This window comes from Streptomyces kanasensis, from assembly GCF_043077165.1.
In the GTDB taxonomy this organism is placed as follows: Bacteria; Actinomycetota; Actinomycetes; order Streptomycetales; family Streptomycetaceae; genus Streptomyces; species Streptomyces changanensis.
Window position 1 is genome coordinate 28,733 of the sequence record NZ_JBIBSF010000014.1, and the last position, 26,078, is coordinate 54,810.

The 26,078-nt window shown below is 73.7% G+C and carries 20 protein-coding genes; 16 read left to right on the forward strand and 4 right to left on the reverse strand.

What is annotated here, in order from left to right:
• Positions 1-101: 101 nt before the first annotated feature.
• The 6 genes from ACF053_RS27980 to ACF053_RS28005 all read left to right on the forward strand — a co-directional run bounded on the left by ACF053_RS27980 (position 102) and on the right by ACF053_RS28005 (position 5,011).
• Complete coding sequence (locus tag ACF053_RS27980; protein ID WP_391956548.1) at positions 102-1,301, forward strand: ATP synthase F0 subunit B; 1,200 nt, start codon at positions 102-104, stop codon at positions 1,299-1,301.
• 217 nt (positions 1,302-1,518) lie between these two features.
• Positions 1,519-2,133, forward strand: a complete 615-nt coding sequence (locus ACF053_RS27985; protein WP_391956549.1) for a YceD family protein — start codon at positions 1,519-1,521, stop codon at positions 2,131-2,133.
• A 2-nt stretch (positions 2,134-2,135) separates the two neighbouring features.
• On the forward strand, positions 2,136-2,309 hold the full coding sequence (gene rpmF / locus ACF053_RS27990; RefSeq protein ID WP_015036448.1) for a 50S ribosomal protein L32: 174 nt from the start codon (positions 2,136-2,138) through the stop codon (positions 2,307-2,309).
• Between the two features lie 20 nt (positions 2,310-2,329).
• A complete protein-coding gene (gene rnc / locus ACF053_RS27995; protein WP_391956550.1) occupies positions 2,330-3,199 on the forward strand; it encodes a ribonuclease III in 870 nt (289 codons plus the stop codon).
• A gap of 146 nt (positions 3,200-3,345) precedes the next feature.
• Positions 3,346-4,212: a bifunctional DNA-formamidopyrimidine glycosylase/DNA-(apurinic or apyrimidinic site) lyase gene (mutM, locus tag ACF053_RS28000; RefSeq protein ID WP_391956551.1), complete on the forward strand. Its 867-nt coding sequence runs from the start codon at positions 3,346-3,348 to the stop codon at positions 4,210-4,212.
• A gap of 208 nt (positions 4,213-4,420) precedes the next feature.
• Positions 4,421-5,011, forward strand: a complete 591-nt coding sequence (locus ACF053_RS28005; RefSeq protein ID WP_391956552.1) for a flavodoxin family protein — start codon at positions 4,421-4,423, stop codon at positions 5,009-5,011.
• Between the two features lie 238 nt (positions 5,012-5,249).
• Here ACF053_RS28005 and ACF053_RS28010 read toward each other — a convergent pair whose 3' ends face one another.
• Together ACF053_RS28010 and ACF053_RS28015 are read right to left on the reverse strand one after the other, a co-directional pair.
• Positions 5,250-5,987 (reverse strand): hypothetical protein, encoded by a 738-nt coding sequence (locus ACF053_RS28010; RefSeq protein WP_391956553.1) that lies wholly within the window; start codon positions 5,985-5,987, stop codon positions 5,250-5,252.
• A gap of 151 nt (positions 5,988-6,138) precedes the next feature.
• Positions 6,139-7,101, reverse strand: a complete 963-nt coding sequence (locus ACF053_RS28015) for a CAP domain-containing protein (protein WP_391956554.1) — start codon at positions 7,099-7,101, stop codon at positions 6,139-6,141.
• A 174-nt stretch (positions 7,102-7,275) separates the two neighbouring features.
• Between ACF053_RS28015 and ACF053_RS28020 the strand changes: the two genes are divergently transcribed.
• The 4 genes from ACF053_RS28020 (at position 7,276) to ACF053_RS28035 (ending at position 13,886) form a co-directional block, all read left to right on the forward strand.
• Positions 7,276-7,557: an acylphosphatase gene (locus tag ACF053_RS28020; RefSeq protein ID WP_058942310.1), complete on the forward strand. Its 282-nt coding sequence runs from the start codon at positions 7,276-7,278 to the stop codon at positions 7,555-7,557.
• A 403-nt stretch (positions 7,558-7,960) separates the two neighbouring features.
• Positions 7,961-8,173, forward strand: a complete 213-nt coding sequence (locus ACF053_RS28025) for a hypothetical protein (protein WP_058942311.1) — start codon at positions 7,961-7,963, stop codon at positions 8,171-8,173.
• Between the two features lie 244 nt (positions 8,174-8,417).
• Positions 8,418-12,257 carry an AAA family ATPase gene (locus ACF053_RS28030; RefSeq protein ID WP_391956555.1) on the forward strand — a complete coding sequence of 1,280 codons (3,840 nt, stop codon included), beginning with the start codon at positions 8,418-8,420 and terminating at the stop codon, positions 12,255-12,257.
• Between the two features lie 210 nt (positions 12,258-12,467).
• On the forward strand, positions 12,468-13,886 hold the full coding sequence (locus ACF053_RS28035; RefSeq protein WP_391956556.1) for a sugar porter family MFS transporter: 1,419 nt from the start codon (positions 12,468-12,470) through the stop codon (positions 13,884-13,886).
• Here the strand turns inward: ACF053_RS28035 and ACF053_RS28040 are convergent.
• Entirely contained in the window at positions 13,883-15,310 is a 1,428-nt protein-coding gene (locus tag ACF053_RS28040) for a purine-cytosine permease family protein (protein ID WP_391956557.1), read from the reverse strand. The genes ACF053_RS28035 and ACF053_RS28040 overlap by 4 nt on opposite strands.
• Positions 15,311-15,383: 73 nt before the next feature.
• Here ACF053_RS28040 and ftsY point away from each other — a divergent pair, with 73 nt between their 5' ends.
• Positions 15,384-16,616: a signal recognition particle-docking protein FtsY gene (ftsY, locus tag ACF053_RS28045; RefSeq protein WP_391956558.1), complete on the forward strand. Its 1,233-nt coding sequence runs from the start codon at positions 15,384-15,386 to the stop codon at positions 16,614-16,616.
• A gap of 246 nt (positions 16,617-16,862) precedes the next feature.
• Here ftsY and ACF053_RS28050 read toward each other — a convergent pair whose 3' ends face one another.
• Entirely contained in the window at positions 16,863-17,567 is a 705-nt protein-coding gene (locus ACF053_RS28050) for a bifunctional DNA primase/polymerase (RefSeq protein ID WP_391956559.1), read from the reverse strand.
• 431 nt (positions 17,568-17,998) lie between these two features.
• Here ACF053_RS28050 and nsdA point away from each other — a divergent pair, with 431 nt between their 5' ends.
• The 5 genes from nsdA to ffh all read left to right on the forward strand — a co-directional run bounded on the left by nsdA (position 17,999) and on the right by ffh (position 25,882).
• Complete coding sequence (gene nsdA, locus ACF053_RS28055; RefSeq protein WP_391956560.1) at positions 17,999-19,474, forward strand: transcriptional repressor NsdA; 1,476 nt, start codon at positions 17,999-18,001, stop codon at positions 19,472-19,474.
• 306 nt (positions 19,475-19,780) lie between these two features.
• Positions 19,781-21,142, forward strand: a complete 1,362-nt coding sequence (locus ACF053_RS28060) for an ammonium transporter (protein WP_391956561.1) — start codon at positions 19,781-19,783, stop codon at positions 21,140-21,142.
• Positions 21,139-21,477, forward strand: a complete 339-nt coding sequence (locus ACF053_RS28065) for a P-II family nitrogen regulator (RefSeq protein ID WP_058944845.1) — start codon at positions 21,139-21,141, stop codon at positions 21,475-21,477. Before ACF053_RS28060 ends, ACF053_RS28065 begins: the two co-directional genes overlap by 4 nt.
• Positions 21,478-21,489: 12 nt before the next feature.
• On the forward strand, positions 21,490-24,039 hold the full coding sequence (locus tag ACF053_RS28070; RefSeq protein WP_391956562.1) for a [protein-PII] uridylyltransferase: 2,550 nt from the start codon (positions 21,490-21,492) through the stop codon (positions 24,037-24,039).
• A 289-nt stretch (positions 24,040-24,328) separates the two neighbouring features.
• A complete protein-coding gene (gene ffh / locus ACF053_RS28075) occupies positions 24,329-25,882 on the forward strand; it encodes a signal recognition particle protein (protein ID WP_391956563.1) in 1,554 nt (517 codons plus the stop codon).
• Positions 25,883-26,078: the final 196 nt, after the last annotated feature.

Consider the following 26,078-nt stretch of genomic DNA (forward strand, 5'->3'; position numbering starts at 1 on the left):
ATCGTCTGACGGCTCGTCAGATGGTCTCCGGCGGGCCCCCGCTGGCCGTACAGTCGTGGCGTCCGTCTTCCCATCCGGCTGTAGAGAGTGGCGAGCACACGGTGGACGTGCAGAAGAAGCTCGACGACATCGTCGAGGCGGTCGGGAGCGCGCGCTCCATGCCCATGTCGGCCTCCTGCGTGGTGAACCGCGCGGAACTGCTCGCACTGCTGGACGAGGTGCGCCAGGCCCTGCCGGGCTCCCTCGCCCAGGCCGAGGAGCTCATCGGCGGCCGTGAGCAGCTGGTCGAGCAGGCCCGCCGGGAGGCCGAGCGGATCATCGAGGCGGCCCACGCCGAGCGCGGCTCCCTCATCTCCGACAGCCAGGTGGCCCGCAGGTCCCAGGAGGAGGCCGACCGCATCCTCGCCGAGGCCCGCCGCGAGGCCGAGGAGATCCGTGCCGAGGCCGACGACTACGTCGACTCCAAGCTCGCCAACTTCGAGGTGGTCCTCACCAAGACCATCGGCTCCGTCGACCGCGGGCGCGAGAAGCTCCTCGGCCGCGGCCCGGGCCTGGACGAGCAGGGGTTCGCCGACGAGGACGCCCCCGAGTACAGCTCCGACCCGCAGACCCTCGTCCAGCGGGCCGACGCCTACGTCGACGCCAAGCTGAGCGCCTTCGAGGCCGTCCTCAGCAAGACCCTGGAAGCGGTCGGCCGCGGCCGCCAGAAGCTCCACGGCCGCTCCGAGGCCGACGCCCTCGGCGAGCACATGGCCGCCCAGGACGCCGCGGGCCCCGGGCAGCTGCACACCAGCGACGCCGACTACCTCGCCGGCCTCGCCGAGCCGGCCGACCCGGCACCGACCGCGACGCCCGCCCCCGGTGCCGTACCGCAGCAGGTCCCGCCGCCACCCGCACGGCAGCCCGACCCGTACGGCTACCCGGCCCAGCAGCCCCAGCAGCCCCAGGACGCCTACGCGTACCAGCAGGACCCCTACGCCTACCCCCAGCAGGGCTACGACCAGGCCCCCCAGGGCTACGAGGCCCCCCAGGGTTACGACCAGGCCCCCCAGGGCTACGGCCAGGGCCCGCAGGGGTACGACCAGGGCGGTGCCCAGGGGTACGACCAGGGCGGCTACGCCCAGCCCCAGGGCTACGGCGGCGGCCCCGACCCCTACGCCTACCCGCAGCAGCCCCCGGCGCCGCCGCTCCCGCCGGCGCAGCAGGGCGCCGCACTGGACGAGACGAGCTTCTTCGACACGGGCATGATCGACCTGGAACAGCTGCGCCGCTACGAGCAGGGCCACGACCAGGGCCGCTGACACGGCCGCGACCGGGCGTCGCCGAGCCGGCCGCGGGCCGGCGGCGACCGCCCGATTGGGCCCTGGGCGAAGCGTCCAGTATCCTGGCTCTTCGGTCGCGAGTACGTCCGCGATCCCGGCTGCCCACTCGGCCCCGCAGCGCGAGCAGGGCGGCCCCCTCCCGATTCCGAAAGCAGGAAGAACCCTGAGCACGCGCCTCGACCACCGCAACCCCCTCGTGTTCGACACACACGAGCTGGGGCGGCGTCCTGGTGCCCTCCAGCGGATCACCCGCGAGGTGGCGGCACCCGCCGACCTCGGCATCGACGGAGTCATCGGCGTACCGGAGGGCTCGCCCGTCGAGCTCGACCTCCGCCTCGAGTCGGTCATGGAAGGGGTGCTCGTCACGGGCACCGCCCGTGCGACCGCCGAGGGGGAGTGCGTAAGGTGTCTGGTGCCGCTGCGCCGAGAGGTCGCGGCGGACTACCAGGAGATGTTCTCGTACCCCCACCCCGACAGCGGCGATGCCCGGGGCCACCGCAAGGCGGCCGCGGACGACGATGTCGAGGAGGACGAGGACGTCACCCCCCTCGAGGACGGCATGTTCGACCTCGAGCCCGTGCTGCGTGATGCGGTGGTGCTCGCACTGCCGATGCAGCCGGTGTGCCGGGAGGACTGTGCCGGGCTCTGCGCCGAATGTGGCGCGGACCTGAACGAGAACCCGGACCACCACCATGACGCCGTCGACATCCGTTGGGCGGCACTGCAGGGACTCGCTGGTTCACTCGGAACCGACGAGAAGGACGACATGAGCGGCGCCGAAGCGGGCGTCGACGAGAAGCAGGAGAAGTAGCCGTGGCTGTTCCGAAGCGGAAGATGTCGCGCAGCAACACGCGCCACCGCCGGTCGCAGTGGAAGGCTGCGGTCCCCACCCTGGTTTCGTGCGAGCGTTGCCAGGAGCCGAAGCTGCAGCACATCGCGTGCCCCAGCTGCGGCACGTACAACAAGCGCCAGGTCCTCTCGGTCTGAGCGGGCTGGTGAGAGGCACCGTGTCTAGCCACGAAACGGCGGATGACGCCAAGAAGCAGGCGGACAACACGGCCTCGTCCCACACGCTTCTGGAAGGGCGGCTCGGGTATCGACTCGAGTCCGCCCTTCTGGTGCGTGCGCTGACCCACCGTTCGTACGCGTACGAGAACGGCGGTCTGCCCACCAACGAGCGACTGGAGTTCCTCGGGGACTCCGTGCTCGGCCTGGTGGTCACGGACACGCTGTACCGCACCCACCCCGACCTGCCCGAAGGCCAGCTGGCCAAGTTGCGGGCCGCGGTGGTCAACTCGCGTGCGCTGGCGGAGGTCGGCCGCGGCCTCGACCTGGGCTCCTTCATCCGGCTCGGCCGCGGTGAAGAGGGCACGGGCGGCCGGGACAAGGCGTCCATCCTCGCCGACACCCTCGAAGCGGTGATCGGCGCGGTCTACCTCGACCAGGGCCTCGACGCGGCGTCCGAGCTGGTGCACCGGCTCTTCGACCCGCTGATCGAGAAGTCCTCGAACCTCGGCGCCGGCCTGGACTGGAAGACCAGCCTCCAGGAGCTGACCGCGGCCGAGGGTCTCGGCGTCCCGGAGTACCTGGTCACCGAGACCGGTCCGGACCACGAGAAGACCTTCACTGCTGCTGCCCGCGTCGGTGGTGTCTCGTACGGCACCGGCACCGGCCGCAGCAAGAAGGAAGCGGAGCAGCAGGCCGCGGAGTCCGCCTGGCGGGCCATCCGTGCCGCCGCGGACGAGCGGGAGGCGGCGGCGAAGGCCGCAGCCGAGGCCGGAGAGGTCGCCGACCCCTCTCCCTCTCCCGTTCCCGAGCCGGCGGGCCCCGCCGGCAGCCCCGAGGCGACGGCCGCGGCCGACCCGGCCTCGGCCTGAGGCACGGCCGGACGGCCTGAGGCCCGGCCGGACCCACCGGCCCGGCCGGGCCCGTCCGGCTCCTGTCCCGCTTCCGCCCCGTCGCACCGGCCTTCCGGTACGGCGGGGCTTCCCCCGTTCCCCGTCCTCCCCCTCCCAGGAGTGCCGTGCCCGAGCTGCCCGAGGTCGAAGTCGTCCGACGGGGCCTCGAACGCTGGGTGAGCGGCCGCACCGTCGCCGCCGTGGACGTGCTCCACCCGCGTGCCGTCCGGCGGCACGCCGGCGGTGGCGAGGACTTCGCCGCCCGCCTCGTCGGCCACCGCGTCGGCGTGGCCCGGCGGCGCGGCAAGTACCTGTGGCTGCCGCTGGACGACGCCGACGCCGCGGTCCTCGGACACCTCGGCATGAGCGGTCAGCTCCTCGTCCAGCCGGAGGACGCCCCCGACGAGCGGCACCTGCGCGTCCGCATACGCTTCGACGACACCCTCGGCACCGAGCTGCGCTTCGTCGACCAGCGCACCTTCGGCGGGCTCTCCCTCCACGAGACCGACCGGGAGGGGCTGCCCGACGTCATCGCGCACATCGCCCGCGATCCCCTGGACCCGGCCTTCGACGACGCCGCCTTCCACGCCGCCCTGCGGTTGCGCCGCACCACCGTCAAGCGGGCCCTGCTCGACCAGAGCCTCATCAGCGGCGTCGGCAACATCTACGCCGACGAGGCGCTGTGGCGCAGCCGCCTGCACTACGACCGCCCCACCGCCGCCCTCACCCGGCCGCGCTCGTACGAGCTGCTCGGCCACGTCCGGGACGTCATGACCGCCGCGCTGGCGGTCGGCGGCACCAGCTTCGACAGCCTGTACGTCAACGTCAACGGCGAGTCCGGCTACTTCGACCGGTCGCTCGACGCCTACGGGCGCGAGGACGAGCCCTGCCGGCGGTGCGGCACGCCGATCCGCCGCCGCCCGTGGATGAACCGGTCCAGCTACTTCTGCCCCCGCTGCCAGCGCGCCCCCCGCCCGGCTCCGCACGTGTGACGCCCCCCGCCCGGCCCCGCACGTGTGACGGCCCCCACCCCGCCCGCACCACTACGGGACGCGCTCCGGGGCACACATATGTACGGGAATGCCTACTCGCTGACGTCGCCGCACGCCGCCGTGGCTCGTTGAAGACGGGGAGAGCCGCCACCGCAGCACCGCCGGCACACGGCGCGCGGCGCGCACCACGCCGAACCAGGAGACCCGTATGAGCACGCCCGTCGTTTCGATCGCCTACCACTCCGGCTACGGCCACACCACCGTCCTCGCCGAGGCCGTCCGGAACGGCGCGGCCGACGCCGGCGCCACCGCCCACCTCCTGAGGGTCGACGAACTGACCGAGTCCGGCTGGGCCCTGCTGGACGCCTCGGACGCGATCGTCTTCGGCTCGCCCACCTACATGGGCACGGCCTCCGGCGCCTTCCACGCCTTCGCGGAGGCCACGTCCGGGCGCTGGTTCGCCGGAGCCTGGCAGGACAAACTGGCGGCCGGGTTCACCAACTCCGCTTCCAAGAGCGGCGACAAGCCGCACACCCTGTACTACTTCCAGACCCTCGCCGCCCAGCACGGGATGCACTGGATCAACCTCGGCCTGAAGCCGGGCTGGAACTCCAGCACCGGCTCCGAGAACGACCTCAACCGCCTCGGCATCTTCGCCGGCGCGAGCGCCCAGACCAACAACGACCAGGGCCCCGAGGCCGTCCACAAGGCGGACATCGCCACGGCGGAACACCTCGGCCGGCGCGTGGCCTCCACGGCTCACACCTTCACCAGGGGCCGCACCACCCTCACCCCCTGATGCCGCCCCCGACGAGCCGACGCCGGGGGACCGGACCGCCGGGAGCGGGGCAGGGCCGAGCTCCGAGGTTCCGAAGCCCGAGGCCGGCGAGACGGACGGGTGACCGGGCCGCCGACGGCCCGGAGGCGGCCACGGGCGGGTGCGCCTCACTCGGGGTCGGCACGCTCCGGAGCCGGGTCCTGTCCTTCGGATCGTGCCGGGCTCGCGACGTCCGGCACCGCTCCCCGATCCGGCCTGATCAACAAGACAGACCCTGGTGGTGGCGCTCCCACCCGCCGTCGGACCAGCGGTACTCGTCGAACCCTTCCGGCCCGTAGGTGACGAAGCGCTCGCCCTTGTCCCTGAGGGGAATCATCTGCCGTTTCCCGTCGACGAGGACCGGGAGTTCCAGGTGCCACTCGTTGCGCCCGGAGTGAGCATGCACGAAGACGAGGAACTGCTCGGTCTCGCCCGGTGACAAGGTGAGAGTGACGGGGCCGATCGGGGATCCGCCGTCATCCACCCACGTCGTCGTCCCCAGTCCCAGGTCGACCTGGATGCGCCTCGGCGTGACAGCGGCGCCTCCCGTCGGACAGCAGGCGACGCATCCGGCGGGTGGGTCGTCGAGGGGTTCGAATTCGTGGCGCAGCTTGGGGCACTCGATCACCACGGACGCGAGTTCACGGGCCGTGACCGTGACCTTCAGGACCGTCTGGGCGGCGTCCGCCCCACCTCGCGCACGTGCCCACGCGTACCAGTCCGTGGGGTGCTCCGGCGGGGTACCGGTGGGCGGGTCGGGCAGCCAGACGAACGCGGGAACCCAGTTCGGGAATCCCGCCCACACGAGGGACGGGTCCGTCTCCACGTGGACGGTCAGCGGCTTGATCCGGGTGATCCGCCGGGAAACCGTGCTCAGCCTGCTCGCCAACGGATGGAAGACCGCCGTGACGAGCAGAGTGAGCAGAACGCTGACCGTACTGATGAGGAGGGTGTCCACTCGTCTCCCCTGGAGGAACCCTGCGCGACGACGGGGAGGGTATCAGCGCGGGCGGTGGAGCGGTTGCGTGCCGGAGCCGCTTCGGCGCGAGGGAGCACGGCCCCGCGAGCGGCTGCTCGGGGCTCGCGCCCGAGGGGCTGCGCGGGAAATCTCAGAAGCCGAAGTTCTGCGTCCACCACGGGCCGCCGGGGCCGAAGTGGACGCCGACGCCGAGCCGCTTGAAGTCGCAGTTCAGGATGTTCGCGCGGTGCCCCTCGCTGTTCATCCACCCCTCCATGACGGCCTTCGCGTCGGCCTGGCCGCGGGCGATGTTCTCGCCGCCCAGTCCTTCGACGCCCGCCTGGGACGCCCGTGCCCACGGGTCGTCGCCGTCGGGGTCCGTGTGGTCGAAGAACGCGCGCTCCGCCATGTCCTGGCTGTACGCCCGAGCCAGGTCGCCGAGGTCCGTCGAGGCGCGCAGGGGGCTGCAGCCGAACGCCGCCCGCTCCTGGTTGACCAGGGCGAGGACCGCCGCCTCGGCCGCCATGGCGCGGCTGGTCGGGGTCTGCGGGGCGGGCGGCGCGGTCGTGCGCTCCGGGGCGGGCTTGGTCGGCGTGGGGCGCGGCGCCGGCGGGATCGTGGTGCGCTCGGGGGCCGGCGACGGGGTCTTCGTGCGGGTCGGCGACGGCGCGGGGGCCTTCGGGACGGGGGGCTTCGGCGCGGCCGTCCGGGGCGGGGTGGCCGAGGGGCGCGGGGCGCTGCGCGTCGACGGCGGGGCCGACGGGGCCGACGTACGCGAGGCGGGTGCCGTCGTGGGGGCGGGAGCGGAGGCGGTGCGGCCCTGGGTGCCCAGGTCCGGGGCGCTGCCCGAGCGTATGTGCTCGGCGGGCGTGCCGGTGGTGCCGCTGCCGAGGGTGAAGGTGGCGCCGCCGGGCAGCAGCCCCGACGTGACGGCGACGGCGCCCACCGCCATGGCGGCCGACGCGCCGAGCAGCCCGCCGCGCAGCGGGAGCCCCCGCCTGCGCCGCCGGTCGGCCCGGCGCCCCCGGGGGGAGTCGGCGGCGGTCGGGCCGTACGTCTCCTGCCCGTCCGGCGCGGGTACGGGCGCGGCGCCGGAGCGTCGATGGCGTCCCATCTGCTCTGCCTCCTGCCTTCAGCTGCTGGTCCTGTCGTTCGTCCCGCGGCCCCGGGGCCCGGAGGTGCCGGTGGGGCACGGCCGAACGGGTGAGGCTCGCTGGGTCGGGACTGTACGCCACCGGCACACGGAGGGCAGGTGCTCCGCCCGGCGGCGGCCGGTTAGCGTGCAGCCATGAACGACGAGGCGAGGTTCACGGCATGGGTACGCGGACGAGTGCAGGGAGTGGGCTTCCGCTGGTTCACCAGGGCGAATGCCCTGGAGATCGGGGGCCTCACCGGTTTCGCCCTGAACCTCGACGACGGCCGGGTCCAGGTCGTCGCCGAAGGTCCGAGTGAGAATTGCCACCGTCTGCTGGAATGGCTGCGCTCCGGCGACACACCCGGCCGCGTCGACGGTGTCACCGAGATCTGGGACACGCCACGCGGGGGATACGAGGGATTCGCGATCCGCTGACGATCGACCCGCGTCCCTCCGCACCGAGAGGCGCGGAAGACTTCCGGAGGGTGTTCGGCGGGGCGGGCGCGCGGCCTCGTGAAACAGAAATGACCAGGTGATTGCCGAGAAAGGGTTGTGATGGCGGCCCCGGCGCGCAAGGATGATCTCCACGCCCCATCGGGCACCGTGCGCGAGGCGCCGCCGCAGGTTCGGCGGCCTGAGACCCCCCGGTTGCCCGTCGATGCGGGGCGTGATCGTGTTGACCGTCAAACTTTTTGGTGAGACTCTGGAAGCCCCGCGCACCCTGGTTGTTCGGCGGTGAGAACCGCAGCGGCACCACGTACCGCCGAGCACCGCGGGTGCGATTCCCTCGACGACCCAACCGCTTCGGTCGGTCACTCAGTGTGGAGGACCATCCATCATGGCAAAGGCGCTTCTCGGTTACGTCGGCGGTACCGACCCGCGACTGCTCGCCGAGATGCGACGGCTTCAGCAGCGCGTCCAGGACCTGGAATCCGAGCTGGTACGGATCCAGTCCGAGAAGGACGCGCTCGCCGCTGCCGCCGCTCACCGCGAGCCGTTGCTCGACGGCATCGACATGGACGTTCCCAAGGGCGAGCCTGCGCTCACCTGACCCCACAGGGACACCCGAGGCACACGGCACGCTCGGGAAGGTGAGAAACACTCTCGCGAACAGATATGCAAGGGACGCTTCGGCGTCCCTTCTTTCTTTTCCCGCCCCCGCTTCCTCAGAAGTCCCCGGACGTCACACCCGACCCGTTCACCGGAGCGTCGACAGCCGTACCCCCTCGCTTATCGACTGATCTGCCCTCCTCGTTCACGGGCCAAACGAAACGCGCCGGGTAGAGTCCCGGACCGTGCACCTCAAGGCCCTGACCCTCCGTGGTTTCAAATCGTTCGCCTCCGCCACCACGCTGCGGTTCGAACCGGGCATCACCTGCGTCGTCGGCCCCAACGGATCCGGCAAGTCGAACGTCGTGGACGCGCTTTCCTGGGTCATGGGCGAACAGGGCGCGAAATCCCTGCGCGGCGGCAAGATGGAAGACGTGATCTTCGCCGGGACGACCGGCCGGCCGCCCCTGGGACGCGCCGAGGTCTCCCTCACGATCGACAACTCCGACGGCGCGCTCCCCATCGACTACGCCGAGGTCACCATCACGCGGATCATGTTCCGCAACGGCGGCAGCGAATACCAGATCAACGGCGACACCTGCCGGCTTCTCGACATCCAGGAACTGCTGAGCGACTCCGGAATCGGCCGCGAGATGCACGTGATCGTCGGCCAGGGCCAACTCGACTCCGTCCTGCACGCCGACCCCATGGGCCGCCGCGCGTTCATCGAGGAGGCCGCCGGCGTCCTCAAGCACCGCAAGCGCAAGGAGAAGGCGCTGCGGAAGCTCGACGCGATGCGCGCCAACCTCGCCCGCGTCCAGGACCTCACCGACGAACTGCGTCGCCAGCTCAAGCCGCTCGGCCGGCAGGCCGCCGTCGCCCGCCGCGCCGCCGTGATCCAGGCCGAGCTGCGCGACGCCCGCCTGCGGCTCCTCGCCGACGACCTCGTACGCCTCCGGGAAGCGCTCGACGCCGAGGTCGCCGACGAGGCGGCGCTGCGCGAGCGCAAGGAACGCGCCGAGGCCGACCTGAACGCCGCCGCGGCCCGCGAGTCCGCCCTGGAGGACGAGGTGCGCCGCCTCGCCCCGCGCCTGGAACGCGCGCAGCACACCTGGTACGAGCTGTCCCGGCTGGCCGAGCGCGTGCGCGGCACCGTCTCGCTGGCCGACGCCCGGGTGACCAGCGCCACCGCCGGGCCCGTCGAGGAGCGGCGCGGCCGCGACCCGGAGGAGCTGGAGCGCGAGGCCGCCCGCGTCCGCGAGCAGGAGGCGGAGCTGACGGCCGCCCTGGAGGCCGCCGAACGGGCTCTGGAGGACACCGTCGCCCACCGGGCCGAACTGGAGCAGGCCCTCGCCGTCGAGGAGCGCCGGCTGCGGGACGTCGCCCGCGCCATCGCCGACCGCCGCGAGGGGCTCGCCCGGCTGAGCGGTCAGGCCGGCGCCGCCCGCTCCCGCGCCGGCGCCGCCCAGGCCGAGATCGACCGGCTGACCGCCGCCCGCGACGAGGCACGCGAACGCGCCGCCGTGGCGCACGAGGAGTACGAGGCGTTGCGCGCCGAGGTCGAAGGCCTCGACGCCGGCGACGCCGACCTCGCCGCGGCCCACGACGCCGCCACGCGCGACCTCGCCGACGCCGAGGCCGAGCTCGCCTCCACCCGCGAGGCGCTCACCTCCGCCGAACGCCGGCGTGCCGCCACCCAGGCCCGGCACGAGGCGCTCTCCCTCGGCCTGCGCCGCAAGGACGGCACCGGCGCCCTGCTCGACGCGGCCGGCCGGCTCACCGGCCTCCTCGGCCCGGCCGCCGGACTGCTCACCGTCACCCCCGGCCACGAGGTGCCGATCGCCGCGGCTCTCGGCGCGGCCGCCGACGCGCTCGCCGTGAGCGGCCCCGCGACCGCCGCCGAGGCGATCCGCCTGCTGCGCAAGGAGGACGCCGGCCGTGCGGCCCTGCTCGTGGCCGGTGCGACCGAACCACCCCCGCCGGTGGGCCCCGACGCGCGGGAGCCGTCACCGGTGGCGGGTCCCGACGTGCGGGAACCCGCACCCCTGGCGGGTGCGGGCGCGCAGGAGCCGTTGTCAGCGGGTCCTGACGGCCGGGCGGCACGACAGCCGCCGCCCGCCGCCGTGCCCTCCGCCGCCGTGCCGTCCGTCGACGCGGGGCGCCCCGGCCTCCCGGGTGGGGCGCTGCCCGCCGCCGGCCTGGTGAGCGGCCCCGACGAGCTGATGCCGGCCGTCCGGCGCCTGCTGCGCGACGTCGTGGTCGTCGGGACACTTGAGGAGGCCGAGGCGCTGGTGTATGCGCGCCCCGCCCTGACGGCCGTCACCGCCGACGGCGACCTGCTGGGCGCCCACTTCGCGCAGGGCGGCTCCGCCGGGGCGCCCAGTCTGCTGGAGGTCCGGGCGTCCGTCGACGAGGCCGCCGCCGACCTCGCCGAGCTGGCCGTACGGTGCCGGGAGCTGGCCGCGGCGCAGGAGGAGGCCGCCGAACGGCGGCGGGCGTGCGCGGACCGCGTCGAGGAACTGGGGCAGCGGCGTCGCGCCGCCGACCGGGAGAAGTCGGCCGTCGCCCAGCGGCTCGGCGGTCTCGCCGGGCAGGCCAAGGGCGCCGCGGGCGAGGCCGAGCGGGCCGGCGCCGCGGTCGCCCGCGCCCAGGAGGCCCTGGAGCGGGCGACGCAGGAGGCGGAGGAGCTGGCCGAGCGGCTCCTCGTCGCCCAGGAGGCCCCGACCGAGGACGAACCGGACACGTCCGTACGGGACCGGCTCGCCGCCGACGGTGCCAACGCCCGCCAGACGGAGATGGAGGCGCGCCTCCAGGCCCGTACGCACGAGGAGCGGGTGAAGGCCCTCGCCGGCCGGGCCGACTCCCTGGACCGCGCCGCCCGCGCCGAGCGCGAGGCCCGGGCGCGCGCCGAGCGCCGGCGCGCCCGGCTGCGGCACGAGGCGGAGGTCGCCGCGGCCGTCGCCTCCGGTGCCCGGCAGCTCCTCGCGCACGTCGAGGTGTCCCTGGTGCGCGCCGAGGCGGAGCGGTCCGCCGCCGAGGAGGGCCGGGCCGTCCGCGAACGCGAGCTGGCCGCCGCGCGCGCCCGCGGCCGGGAGCTGAAGGCGGAGCTGGACAAGCTCACCGACTCCGTTCACCGCGGCGAGGTGCTCGGCGCCGAGAAGCGGCTGCGGATCGAGCAGCTGGAGACCCGCGCGCTGGAGGAGCTGGGCGTCGACCCGGCCGCGCTCGTCGCCGAGTACGGCCCCGACCAGCCCGTGCCGGCCTCGCCGCCCACCCCGGGGGAGCAGCGCCCGGCCCCCGGCGAGGACGCGTCCGCCGCGGGCCGGCAGGAGCCCACAGCCGCCGAGGACGGGTCCGCCGCGAGCCGGCGGGAGCCCACCCCCGGCGGGGACCGGCCCGACGACCCCGGGCGGGCGGGCGACGCGCTGCGGCCCTTCGTCCGCGCCGAGCAGGAGAAGCGGCTCAAGGCGGCCGAACGGGCGTACCAGCAGCTCGGAAAGGTGAACCCGCTCGCCCTGGAGGAGTTCGCCGCGCTGGAGGAGCGCCACCGGTTCCTCTCCGAGCAGCTGGAGGACCTCAAGCGGACCCGTGCCGACCTGCTTCAGGTCGTGAAGGAGGTCGACGAGCGCGTCCAGCAGGTCTTCGCGGAGGCGTTCCGGGACACGGCCCGTGAGTTCGAGGGCGTCTTCTCGCGGCTGTTCCCCGGCGGTGAGGGGCGGCTGGTCCTGACCGATCCGGGCGATCTGCTCGGCACGGGCGTCGAGGTGGAGGCCCGGCCGCCGGGCAAGAAGGTCAAGCGGCTGTCGCTGCTGTCCGGTGGCGAGCGTTCCCTGACGGCCGTCGCGATGCTGGTGGCGATCTTCAAGGCCCGGCCGAGCCCGTTCTACGTGATGGACGAGGTGGAGGCGGCGCTGGACGACACCAACCTCCGACGACTCATCCGGATCATGCGCGAACTCCAGGAGAGTTCGCAGCTCATCGTCATCACGCACCAGAAGCGGACCATGGAGGTCGCGGACGCGCTGTACGGCGTGTCGATGCAGGGCGACGGGGTATCGAAGGTCGTAAGTCAGAGGCTGCACTGACAGACCCCCAAGATCGACTTCAAGTACTGAACACATCTGGCCAAGTGGTGCGCTTCAAGTCACACGACTCGACCTCTTGACTTCGGAACTTGAAGGCATAGGGTCTGCAGCGTTGCTTTTACCTTCAAGTGGTGGGCCGCGAGAGGTTGTGCGCCACTGGAAGGGCTCGCCCCCCATGCCCGGCGACGGCGCCGGGTACCAGGAGTTCACGTGACCAGCACCGCGCAGCCATCGGCGTCGGGGGCCCGACAGGCCCACCCCGACCACCTGGGCCATGTCATCTTCATCACGGCCGCCGCCGCGATGGGCGGATTCCTCTTCGGCTACGACAGCTCCGTCATCAACGGCGCCGTCGAGGCCATCCGCCACCGGTACGAGATCGGCTCCGGCACCCTCGCCCAGGTCATCGCCATCGCCCTGATCGGCTGCGCCGTCGGCGCCGCCACCGCGGGGCGGATCGCCGACCGCATCGGCCGCATCCGCTGCATGCAGATCGCCGCCGTCCTGTTCACCATCAGCGCCATCGGCTCCGCCCTGCCGTTCGCGCTGTGGGACCTCGCCCTGTGGCGGGTCGTCGGCGGCTTCGCCATCGGCATGGCCTCGGTGATCGGCCCCGCGTACATCGCCGAGGTCGCGCCCGCCGCCTACCGCGGCCGGCTCGGCTCCTTCCAGCAGGCCGCCATCGTCGTGGGCATCGCCGTCTCCCAGCTCGTCAACTGGGCCATCCTGAACATGGCCGGCGGCGACCAGCGCGGCGAGATCGCCGGCCTGGAGGCCTGGCAGTGGATGCTCGGCGTCATGGTCCTGCCGGCCGTGCTCTACGGCCTGCTCTCCTTCGCCATCCCCGAGTCGCCCCGCTTCCTGATCTCCGTCGGCCGCAAGGAGAAGGCCAAGGAGGTCCTCGCCGAGGTCGAGGGCACGGGCATCGACCTGGACGCGCGCGTCGCCGAGATCGAGCACGCCATGCACCGCGAGCACAAGTCCACCTTCCGGGACCTGCTCGGCAGCCGCTTCGGCTTCCTCCCGATCGTCTGGGTCGGCATCGGCCTGTCGGTCTTCCAGCAGCTCGTCGGCATCAACGTCGCCTTCTACTACTCCTCGACGCTGTGGCAGTCGGTCGGCATCAACCCGTCCAGCTCGTTCTTCTACTCGTTCACCACGTCGATCATCAACATCGTCGGCACCGTGATCGCGATGGTCCTCGTGGACCGCGTCGGCCGCAGGCCGCTGGCCCTCGTCGGCTCCGCCGGCATGGCGCTCGCCCTCGCCTTCGAGGCGTGGGCCTTCTCCGCCGACCTCGTCGACGGCAAGCTGCCCGAGACGCAGGGCGTCGTCGCCCTCGTCGCCGCCCACCTCTTCGTGCTCTTCTTCGCCCTCTCCTGGGGCGTGGTGGTCTGGGTCTTCCTCGGCGAGATGTTCCCCAACCGGATCCGCGCCGCCGCCCTCGGTGTCGCCGCGTCCGCCCAGTGGATCGCCAACTGGGCCATCACCGCGAGCTTCCCGTCCCTGGCGGACTGGAACCTCTCCGGTACGTACGTCATCTACACGGTCTTCGCCGTGCTCTCCATCCCCTTCGTGCTCAAGTTCGTGAAGGAGACCAAGGGCAAGGCGTTGGAGGAGATGGGCTAATCCCCGCTGCCCCTCTCCTCGACCTTCCGACTGCCCCGGCCCGCGCCCAGCGCGCGGGCCGGGGCAGTCGGCCGCAGGACGCCGTACACCGCGGCCGCCACCAGCGCTGACACCACCCAGCCCAGCCCGTGGCGGCCCGGCCAGCTGCCGGCCAGCGGCCCGGCGAACCAGTCGACCCGGGTGAACAGCAGCCCCGCCACCAGCGCCGCGCCCCACCCCGCCACGGCCGGCCACGCGAACCCGCCCCGGTACCAGTACGCGCTCGACGGCCCCCGGTCCAGCAGCGCCGCCCCGTCGTACGACCCGCGCAGGGCCAGGTCCACGCCGAACACCCCGACCCACGCGGCGAACGCCACCCCGAGCAGCGTCAGGAACGACAGGAACGTCCCGAGGAACCCGGCAGCGGCCACCAGCAGCCACAGCCCCAGCACCAGGCTGATGACCGCGTTCGCCCCCACCGCCCATCCGCGCGGCAGCCCGACCCCGAGCGTCTGCGCCATGAACCCGGCCGAGTACATCGACATCGCGTTGATCAGGAGCATGCCGATGAGCGCGATCAGCAGGTACGGCGCCGAGAGCCACGGGGGCAGCCGGGCGCCGATGAACCCCACCGGGTCCGCCGTCGACGCCAATCCCGGCGTCGACTCGGCCATCACCGCCCCCATCAGCACCAGTGGCACCACCACGACCACCGCCCCCGCCACGGTCACCGCGACCATCGCCCCGGCCCGTGCCGTCCGCGGCAGGTAGCGTGCGAAGTCCGGCGCCGACGGGGCCCAGCTGATCGCCCCGGCCGCCAGCGTCCCGACCCCCACCGCCACCATCGACGCCGGCCCCGGCGGGCGGCCCGCCACCGCGCCCCAGTCGGTCCGCGCCACGAGGTACCCGCCGACCAGCACCGAGAACGCCCCGAACAGGTACGCGGCCCAGCGGCAGCACACCCGCAGCGCCCCGATGCCGAGCCCCGACACGGCGAACGTCGCCCCGACGAAGAGCACCAGCGCCACCGCCGCCACCGGCGTGCCGACGCGCACCCCGCCCGCCAGCTCCACCAGCGTGAGCAGCGCGTACGCCCCCGTCACGGCGTTGACCGTCTCCCACCCCCAGCGGGCCGCCCAGATCAGCGCCCCGGGCAGCAGGTTGCCGCGCTGCCCGAAGACCGCCCGTGACAGCGCCATGCCCGGCGCGCCGCCGCGCTTGCCCGCCACCGACACGAGCCCGACGACGCCGTACGAGACGACGGGCGCCGTCACCGCCACGACCAGCACCTGCCAGACGTTCAGCCCGTGCAGCACCACGAGGCCGGCGCCCAGGGTCAGGAGCAGGACCGTGATGTTGGCCGTGACCCACGTCGGGAACAGCTCGCGGACACGGCCGACCCGCTCGGCCGCGGGGACGGGCTCAAGGCCCCGACTCTCGTACATTCCCCGCACCATTGCCTAAACGGGGCATAGCGGCAAGGAGCGGGGCGGCGGCGTCGCGCATACTGGTCGGACCATGGAATTCGTCATCCTTGCTGTAGTCATCGCCCTGGTCGCGGTCGGAGTGATCAGCGGCCTCGTCGTCGGCGGCCGCCGGAAGAAGCAGCTGCCGCCGCCCGCGGCCCCGTCGACCACGCCGACCATCACCGCCCCTCCCGCCGAGCCGCAGGTCGGCGAGGAGGCGGAGAAACCCCGTGAAGAGCCGCGCCGGACCATCGAGGAGGTCGACCTCCCGACGGCGGAGGAGGCCGTCGAGACGCCGGCCGCCGTCGAGGACCCGGTCGTCGCGGAGCCCCCGGCCCGCGAGGTCGAGGTCCCCGAGCCCACCGCGGGCCGCCTCGTGCGGCTGCGCGCCCGGCTCGCCCGCTCCCAGAACTCCCTCGGCAAGGGCCTGCTCACGCTGCTCTCGCGCGACAACCTCGACGAGGACACCTGGGAGGAGATCGAGGACACCCTCCTCACCGCCGATGTCGGCGTCGCCCCGACCCAGGAGCTCGTCGAGCGCCTGCGGGAGCGGGTCCGCGTCCTCGGCACGCGTACCCCCGACGAGCTGCGCGCCCTGCTCCGCGAGGAGCTGCTCGCCCTGCTGGGCAGCGACTTCGACCGCTCCGTGAAGACGGACGGCGGCGTGGAGACGCCCGGCGTCGTCATGGTCGTCGGCGTCAACGGCACCGGCAAGACCACGACGACCGGCAAGCTCGCCCGCGTCCTGGTGGCCGACGGCCGCTCCGTGGTGCTCGGCGCCGCCGACACCTTCCGCGCCGCCGCCGCCGACCAGCTCCAGACCTGGGGCGAGCGCGTCGGCGCCCGCACGGTGCGCGGCCCCGAGGGCGGCGACCCGGCGTCCATCGCGTTCGACGCGGTGAAGGAGGGCATCGCCGAGGGCGCCGACGTGGTGCTCATCGACACCGCCGGCCGCCTGCACACCAAGACCGGCCTCATGGACGAGCTCGGCAAGGTCAAGCGCGTCGTCGAGAAGCACGGCCCCCTGGACGAGGTCCTCCTCGTCCTGGACGCCACCACGGGTCAGAACGGGCTGGTGCAGGCGCGCGTCTTCGCGGAGGTCGTCGACATCACGGGCATCGTCCTCACCAAGCTCGACGGCACCGCCAAGGGCGGCATCGTCATCGCCGTCCAGCGGGAACTGGGCGTCCCGGTGAAGCTCGTCGGCCTCGGCGAGGGCCCGGACGACCTGGCGCCCTTCGAGCCGGAGGCGTTCGTGGACGCCCTGATCGGCGAACCGGCCTGACCGTGACGCTCCCGGGCCGGCCGCCCGCGGGGCCCTGACCCCGCCGGCCGGCCCGACCGCGCCCGCCCACCGCCGGCGCGCCCGCCGTCGGACAGGACACCCCCGGACGGTCGGCCCACCCGCCGCCCGTCGCGGGCCACCACCGACGTACGCGCGCGCCGGGACCCGACGTACGCGCGGGCCAGGACCGAGGTACGGCGCGCGCCGCCGTGGCCGACGCGCCCGTGCCCCTCCGTACGCCGGGGGTCAGGCCGCCGAGCGGTGGCAGATGTACGCCAGGGTGCCGAGCAGCAGCCGCGCCTGGGGCGCCGCGTGGCCCGCGTCGAGGGACGGCGCCCGCAGCCACCGCACCGGGCCGAGGCCGCCGTGGTCCGACGGCGGCGCCGTGATCCAGGAGCCCGGCCCCAGGCACCGCAGGTCGAGGTGGGCGTCATCCCACCCCATCCGGTACAGCAGCCGCGGCAGCTCGGCCGACGCCCCCGTCGCCACGAAGAACTGCGCCCGGCCGGTCGGCGTCACGCAGACCGGCCCCAGCGGCAGCCCCATCCGCTCCAGCCGCACCAGCGCCCGTCGCCCCGCCGCCTCGGCGACGTCCAGCACGTCGAAGGACCGCCCCACGGGCAGCAGCATCGAGGCGCCCGGGCACCGCGACCACGCCTCGGCCGCCGCGTCCATCGACGAACCCGCGGGCACCTCGGGCGCGAAGCCCAGCGGATGGGCGCCCGGCGCCGGGCAGGCCGCGTCACCACAGGAGCAGGCGCCGGCCGCGGCCCGTGCCCCCGGCACCACGTCCCAGCCCCACAGACCGGTGTACTCCGCCACCGCCGTCCACTCCGCCGCGCGGGTCGCGCGGCGGCGCGAGCCCGACAGCGTCAACCCGGCGAGCCCGGTGAACCCCGTCCATCCGGACCGCATTTCGCGGATGCGCGTGCCGCCGATCGTGAAGCCCATGTCTCCTCCAACGCGCCGAACTCGCCGGTGGTTACGACCTGGAGTTCCGTCGTGACGCTGTGTCGTCTCGCCCCTCGTTCGGGTGGCGCTCGACAGCCTGTGGGGTGGTGCGTGTGCTGTCCGCGCGCTGCCTTGCACTTCAGTGCGCCGGGCTCCCGATCGTCATGCGTCCAGTGAATCGCGCCCGGCGCCGGGGGAGTTCATTCGAAGGGGTGGCGAATGGTGGCGTTTGAGGAATCGGCCTCGCGGTGGCGGTGATCGTAGGATTACTTTCGGTGCACGAACCCCGGGTAGCGTCTCCGCCCATGGGTATGCCGGAGGCACGCGGCGTCCCGTCCGGAGGGATGCGAACCCCGGACGCCGGACCGCGACCGACGGCATCCTGGCAAGGGTTCGGGCAACACGGTGATTCGGCGGATGGGGGCCTTCCAGTGGGCGGCAGCGGCACAGACGGCACGAATGCCGGCAAGCGCCCGAACGAGCAGCTCGGCTCGTGGTTCGTCCGCAGTGGCTGGTCGAAGGGCGAGCTGGCGCGCCAGGTCAACCGGCGGGCCCGCCAGATGGGCGCGCACCACATCAGCACCGACACCTCCCGCGTACGCCGTTGGCTCGACGGCGAGCAGCCGCGCGAGCCCATCCCGCGCATCCTCTCCGAGCTGTTCTCCGAGCGCTTCGGCTCCGTCGTCGCCGTCGAGGACCTCGGCCTGCGCACCGCCCACCAGTCACCCTCGGTGTCCGGCGTGGACCTGCCCTGGGCCGGTCCCCAGACCGTCTCGCTGCTCAGCGAGTTCTCCCGCAGCGACCTCATGCTCGCCCGGCGCGGCTTCCTCGGTACGTCGCTCTCCCTCGCCGCCGGCCCCTCCCTCATCGAGCCGATGCAGCGCTGGCTGGTCCCCACCCCGGCCTCCGGGTCCGACCGCGGGGAACCGCCGGCGCCCGGCCGCCGCCCGTACCGGCTCTCCCGGGCGGAGCTGGAGATGCTGGAGTCCACCACGGCGATGTTCCGCAAGTGGGACGCGCAGTGCGGCGGGGGACTGCGCCGCAAGGCCGTCGTGGGGCAGCTGCACGAGGTGACCGACCTCCTCCAGGAGGCGCAGCCCGCCGACACCAGCCGCCGCCTCTTCCGCTGCGCGGCCGAACTGGCCCAGCTCGCCGGATGGATGAGCTACGACGTCGGTCTCCAACCCACCGCCCAGAAGTACTTCGTTCTCGCCCTGCACGCCGCCAAGGAGGCGGGCGACAAACCGCTCGGCTCGTACGTCCTGTCCTCGATGAGCCGTCAGATGATCCACCTCGGACGGCCGGACGACGCCCTTGAACTCATCCACCTCGCGCAGTACGGCAGCCGCGACTGCGCGACCGCCCGCACCCAGGCCATGCTGTATGCGATGGAGGCGCGGGCGTACGCCAACATGGGCCAGCCGGGCAAGTGCAAGCGGGCCGTCCGGATGGCCGAGGACACCTTCGTCGACGCCGGCCTCGACGACGAGCCGGAGCCCGACTGGATCCGCTTCTTCACCGAGGCCGAGCTGAACGGCGAGAACTCCCATTCCTTCCGCGACCTGGCCTACGTCGCCGGCCGCAGCCCCACCTACGCCTCCCTCGCCGAACCCGTGATGCGGCGCGCCGTCGACCTCTTCTCCGAGGACCGGGAGCACCAGCGCTCCTACGCCCTCAACCTCGTGGGCATGGCCACCGTCCACCTGCTCAAGCGCGAACCCGAGCAGGCCGGCGCCCGCGCGGAGGACGCCCTCGCGGTGGCCCGGCGGGTCCGCTCCGAGCGGGTCAACACCCGGCTCCGCAAGACCGTCGACACCGCCGTACGCGACTTCGGCGACGTACCCGAGGTCACCCGGATCGCCGAGCTCCTCGCCGAACAGCTCCCCGAGACCGCCGAGGCCGTCTGACCGCGGACCCCGGTCGCGGCGGCCGCCCACGACAGCCCGACTCGGTTCCCCCACCGCAGGTGACGGGCGCGGCCGCCGCGGCCGGTCCTCGACGGACGGGGACGACCGCCGCCGTGACCCGTCCGTGATCCGACGGTTCACGGCGACGTAACACACCCCACCCCTTCGTCACTGCGCCGAAACATCGGGCGGCATCCGCGGAAACGGCGCTGCGCGAATCTCCTGCGTCATAACCGGCCACTTCTCACAGCCGCGCAGCCCCGGCTCCGCACCCCGCACAGGCCGACCGACGACGAGGAGACGCCGATGCCCCCAGGCATCCTGACGCTCGCCGCAGAGGAAGCACCCACGCTCTCTGCCGCCAACACCGGCTTCATGCTCATCTGCTCCGCCCTCGTGATGCTCATGACCCCGGGCCTGGCCTTCTTCTACGGAGGCATGGTCCGCGTCAAGAGCACGCTCAACATGTTGATGATGAGCTTCGTCAGCCTCGGGATCGTCACGGTCCTCTGGGTGCTCTACGGCTTCAGCATCGCCTTCGGCAGCGACATCGGATCGGTCGTCGGCTGGTCCTCCGAGTACGTCGGCCTGAGCGGCATCGGCCGCGACCAGCTGTGGGACGGCTACACCATCCCCGTCTACGTCTTCGCCGTCTTCCAGCTGATGTTCGCGGTCATCACGCCCGCCCTGATCAGCGGCGCGCTCGCGGACCGCGTCAAGTTCGGCGCCTGGGTGCTCTTCATCACCCTGTGGGCCACCATCGTGTACTTCCCCGTCGCCCACTGGGTGTGGGGGTCGGGCGGCTGGCTCTTCGAGATGGGCGTCATCGACTTCGCCGGCGGCACCGCGGTCCACATCAACGCCGGCGCCGCGGCCCTCGGCGTGATCCTCGTCATCGGCAAGCGCGTCGGCTTCAAGAAGGACCCGATGCGCCCGCACAGCCTGCCCCTCGTCATGCTCGGCGCCGGACTGCTGTGGTTCGGCTGGTTCGGCTTCAACGCCGGCTCCTGGCTCGGCAACGACGACGGCGTCGGCGCCGTGATGTTCGTCAACACGCAGGTCGCCACCGCCGCCGCGCTGCTCGCCTGGCTCGCGTACGAGAAGGTCCGCCACGGCGCCTGCACCACCCTCGGTGCCGCCTCCGGCGCCGTCGCCGGCCTCGTCGCCATCACCCCCTCCGGCGGCTCCTGCTCCCCGCTGGGCGCCCTCGCGATCGGCGCCGTCGCCGGTCTGCTCTGCGCCATGGCCGTCGGCCTCAAGTACAAGTTCGGCTACGACGACTCCCTCGACGTCGTCGGCGTCCACCTCGTCGGCGGTGTCGTCGGCTCCGTCCTCGTCGGCTTCTTCGCCACCGGTGGCGTCCAGTCCGAGGCCCGGGGCCTCTTCTACGGCGGCGACGCCGAACAGCTGGTCAAGCAGGTCACCGGGGTCGTCGCGGTCCTCGCCTACTCCTTCGTCGTCTCCGCGGTCCTCGCCCTCGTCATCCACCGGACGATCGGCATGCGCGTCACGGAGGACGACGAGGTCGTCGGCATCGACCAGGGCGAGCACGCCGAGACCGCCTACGACTTCAGCGGTGCCGGCGGCGGCACCGCCCCCCGCAGGTCCGTGCCCGCCACCGGCGACACCGCGGCAGCAGCCCAGCACACCAGGAAGGTCGACGCATGAAGCTCATCACCGCGATCGTCAAGCCGCACCGGCTGGACGAGATCAAGGAGGCCCTCCAGGCCTTCGGAGTCCACGGCCTGACCGTCACGGAGGCCAGCGGCTACGGGCGCCAGCGCGGCCACACCGAGGTCTACCGGGGCGCCGAGTACACCGTCGACCTCGTCCCGAAGATCCGCATCGAGGTCCTCGTCGAGGACGACGACGCCGAACAACTCATCGACGTCGTCGTGAAGGCCGCCCGCACCGGCAAGATCGGTGACGGCAAGGTGTGGAGCGTCCCCGTCGAGACCGCCGTCCGCGTCCGCACGGGCGAACGCGGACCCGACGCGCTGTAAGGGAGCTGCCGGGTGACGAGCCTCGCGACGCACGAGAAGGACGACGACTCGGGACCCGGCGGCTACGCGGCGGCCCGGCTGGCCCTCCTCCGGCAGGAGGGCCGGCCCGGGCCGCCGCGCCGCGCCGCGCTGGCCCGGCTCACCGACGACTGGCTCGCCGCCCTGTACGCGGCGGCCGACCCGCCCCGCGGCACCGCGCTCGTCGCCGTCGGCGGCTACGGACGCGGCGAACTCTCCCCGCGCAGCGACCTCGACCTGCTCCTGCTCCACGACGGCTCGGCCGCGCCCGGCGCCGTCGCCGCCCTCGCCGACCGCCTCTGGTACCCCGTGTGGGACCTCGGGCTCGCGCTCGACCACTCCGTACGCACGCCCGGGGAGGCGCGCAGGACCGCCGGCGAGGACCTCAAGGTCCACCTCGGCCTCCTCGACGCCCGCCCGCTCGCCGGGGACGTCGGGCTCGTCGCCGCCCTGCGCACCACCGTCCTCGCCGACTGGCGCAACCAGGCCCCCGCGCGCCTCCCCGCCCTGCACGAGCTGTGCCGGGAGCGGGCCGAGCGCCAGGGCGAGCTGCCCCACCTGCTCGAAGGCGACCTCAAGGAGGCCCGCGGCGGACTGCGCGACGCCACCGCCCTGCGCGCCGTCGCCGCCTCCTGGCTCGCCGACGCCCCCCGCGAGGGCCTCGCCGACGCGGCCCGCACCCTCCTCGACGTCCGCGACGCGCTCCACCTCACCACCGGACGCGCCACAGACCGGCTCGCCCTCCAGGAACAGGACCAGGTCGCCGCCACCCTCGGCCTGGCCGACGCCGACGCCCTGCTCCGCCAGGTCTCCGAGGCCGCCCGCACCATCGCCTACGCCTCCGACGTCACCTGGCGCGAGGTCCAGCGCGTGCTCCGCGCCCGCTCCGCCCGGCCGCGGCTGCGCGCCCTCCTCGGCGGCGGCAGGACCCCCCGGACCCAGCCGGAACGCACCCCGCTCGCCGAGGGCGTCGTCGAGATGGACGGCGAGGCCGTCCTCGCGCGCACCGCCCGCCCCGAACGCGACCCGGTCCTCCCGCTGCGCGCCGCCGCGGCCGCCGCCCAGGCCGGGCTCCCCCTCTCCCGGCACGCCGTGCGCCGTCTCGCCGCCACGGCGAAACCCCTCCCCGTGCCCTGGCCAGCCGAGGCCCGCGAACAGCTCGTCACGCTCCTCGGCGCGGGCGAACCCACCGTCGCCGTGTGGGAGGCGCTGGAGGCCGAGGGGCTCGTCACCCGCCTCGTACCGGACTGGGAGCGCGTCCGCTGCCGCCCGCAGCGCAACCCCGTCCACACCTGGACCGTCGACCGGCACCTCGTCGAGACCGCCGTGCGCGCCTCCTCGCTCACCCGCCGCGTCGGCCGCCCCGACCTGCTCCTCGTCGCCGCGCTCCTGCACGACCTCGGCAAGGGCCGGCCCGGCGACCACTCCGTCGCCGGCGGGACCATCGCCCGCGACGTCGCCACCCGCATCGGCTTCGACCGGGCCGACACCGCCGTCCTCGCCACCCTCGTCCGCCACCACCTGCTCCTCGTCGAGACCGCGACCCGGCGCGACCTCGACGACCCGGCCACCGTCACCGCCGTCGCCGAGGCCGTCGGCAGCGTCTCCACCCTGGAGCTCCTGCACGCCCTCACCGAGGCCGACGCCCTCGCCACCGGGCCCGCCGCCTGGTCGTCCTGGCGGGCCGCGCTGGTCGCGGACCTCGTCGCGCGGGTGGCGGCCGCCCTCTCCGGCGACGCCCCGGTGGCGCCCGAACCGGCCGCGCCCGGCGCGCAGGAGGAACGCCTCGCCGTCGAGGCGCTGCGCACCGGTGAACCGGTCCTGGCCCTCCACGCTCAGCACGAGGACGACGCCGGCGGGGGCGGAGGCAGTGGCGGGGGCGACGGGCAGGACGCGGCCGGGGAGCCGGAGCCGGTCGGCGTCGAGCTGCTGGTCGCCCTGCCGGACCGGTCGGGCGTCCTGCCCGCCGTCGCCGGGGTCCTCGCCCTGCACCGGCTCACCGTGCGCTCCGCCGACCTGCGCGCCGTCGACCTGCCGATCGACCCGCCCATCGACCCGCCGGTCGGCAGGTCCCACGACCCGTCCGGCGGGCCGGGTCCGGGGGGGCCCGGTCCGGTCCTGGTCCTCAACTGGCGCGTCGCGGCCGAGTACGGCTCCCTCCCGCAGGCCGCGCGGCTCCGCGCCGACCTGGTACGGGCCCTGGACGGCTCCCTCGACGTCGCCGCCCGGCTCGCCGAGCGCGACGCCGCCTACCCCCGGCGCCGCGGTGTCCAGGCCCCGCCGCCGCGCGTCACCGTCGCCCCGGCGGGCTCGGCGGCGCGCGCCACGGTCCTGGAGGTCCGCGCCCAGGACGCCCCGGGCCTGCTCCACCGCATCGGCCGGGCCCTGGAGGGCGCGGACGTACGGGTGCGCAGCGCCCACGTCAGCACCCTCGGCGCGAACGCTGTGGACACGGTCTACGTCACGGACACCGGGGGCGCCCCGCTGTCGGACGGGGCGGCTGCGGAGGTGGCGCGGGCGCTGGAGGAGGCCCTGCGGGCGTGACCCGCCGCATGGCCGCGGGTGCACCGGGCTGGTACCGCGCGCGACCGTGTGCCGGTCGCATCGAGCGCGGTCGGGGGGTGGGTCGGGCGCGGGTCGGGGGTGGGCGCGTCGTCCGCCGTCTGCGGTGGGGCGGTGCCGGTGTGTCATCCGTGCCCGGGTCGTGGTGCGCGCGTGGTCCGGCGTCCCCGTCCGCCGGGATGCGGCAGGGGAGGGCGCCCCCGTCGCGCGGGCGGATACCCTTGACTCCGACTGTCCGCCTGCTTCCGAGACCCGAGGACCGACGAGCGCCGTGTTCGATACCCTCTCCGACCGCCTCTCCGCGACTTTCAAGACTCTGCGAGGCAAAGGCAGGTTGTCCGAGGCGGACATCGACGCCACCGCCCGCGAGATCCGCATCGCCCTGCTGGAAGCGGACGTCGCCCTGCCGGTGGTCCGGGCGTTCATCAAGAACGTGAAGGAGAGGGCGTCCGGGGCCGAGGTGTCCAAGGCGCTCAACCCCTCGCAGCAGGTCATCAAGATCGTCAATGACGAGCTGGTCTCCATCCTCGGTGGTGAGACCCGCCGCCTGCGCTTCGCCAAGACCGCCCCGACCGTGATCATGCTGGCCGGTCTGCAGGGTGCGGGCAAGACCACCCTCGCCGGCAAGCTCGGCCGCTGGCTCAAGGGCCAGGGCCACGCCCCGCTGCTCGTCGCCTGCGACCTCCAGCGCCCCAACGCCGTCAACCAGCTCTCCGTCGTCGCCGAGCGCGCCGGCGTCGGCGTCTACGCGCCCGAGCCGGGCAACGGCGTCGGCGACCCGGTCCAGGTCGCCAGGGACTCGATCGAGTACGCGCGGACCAAGCAGTACGACATCGTCATCGTCGACACCGCCGGCCGCCTGGGCATCGACCAGGAGATGATGCAGCAGGCCGCCGACATCCGGGACGCCGTCCGCCCGGACGAGATCCTCTTCGTCGTCGACGCGATGATCGGCCAGGACGCCGTCAACACGGCCGAGGCGTTCCGCGACGGCGTCGGCTTCGACGGCGTCGTGCTGTCGAAGCTCGACGGCGACGCCCGCGGTGGTGCCGCCCTGTCCATCGCGCACGTCACCGGCCGCCAGATCATGTTCGCCTCCAACGGCGAGAAGCTGGACGACTTCGACGCCTTCCACCCGGACCGCATGGCGTCGCGCATCCTCGGCATGGGCGACGTGATGTCGCTGATCGAGAAGGCAGAGCAGACCTTCAGCCAGGAAGAGGCCGCCAAGATGGCCTCCAAGCTGGCGAGCAGCAAGGGCAAGGACTTCACGCTCGACGACTTCCTGGCCCAGATGGAGCAGGTCCGCAAGATGGGCTCCATCTCCAAGCTCCTCGGCATGCTGCCGGGCATGGCGCAGATGCGGGACCAGATCAACAACATCGACGAGCGGGACGTCGACCGCACGGCGGCCATCATCAAGTCGATGACCCCGGCCGAGCGCCAGGACCCCACGATCATCAACGGCTCGCGCCGGGCCCGCATCGCGCGCGGTTCGGGCGTCGACGTCAGCGCGGTGAAGTCGCTGGTGGAGCGCTTCTTCGAGGCCCGCAAGATGATGTCGCGGATGGCGCAGGGCGGCGGCATGCCGGGCATGCCGGGGATCCCGGGCATGGGGGGCGGCGCGGGCCGCCAGAAGAAGCAGCAGAAGCAGGCCAAGGGCAAGCGGCGCAGCGGCAACCCGCTGAAGCGGAAGGCCGAGGAGGAGGCCGCCGCCGCACGCCGCGAGGAGCAGGCCCAGCAGGGCGGCGCGTTCGGCCTCCCGGCCGGGCAGCCGGGCCAGGACTTCGAGCTGCCGGACGAGTTCAAGAAGTTCATGGGCTGAGCAGGCCCAGGGGCTGGGCGCCCCTGCGGGCTGCCGTGCGGGCCGAGCCCCTCCCGGAGTATGCGGCCTGAACGCCGCGGCGGGGGCCGGAGCTCGGTGGGTGGGGTCGGTGCCGCGCGGGGTCGCCCCTCGGGGTCGGCGGCCTCGGGTCCTGGACAACGGCGCCCGACCGCCGCCGCCGACCCCTGCGGGGGCG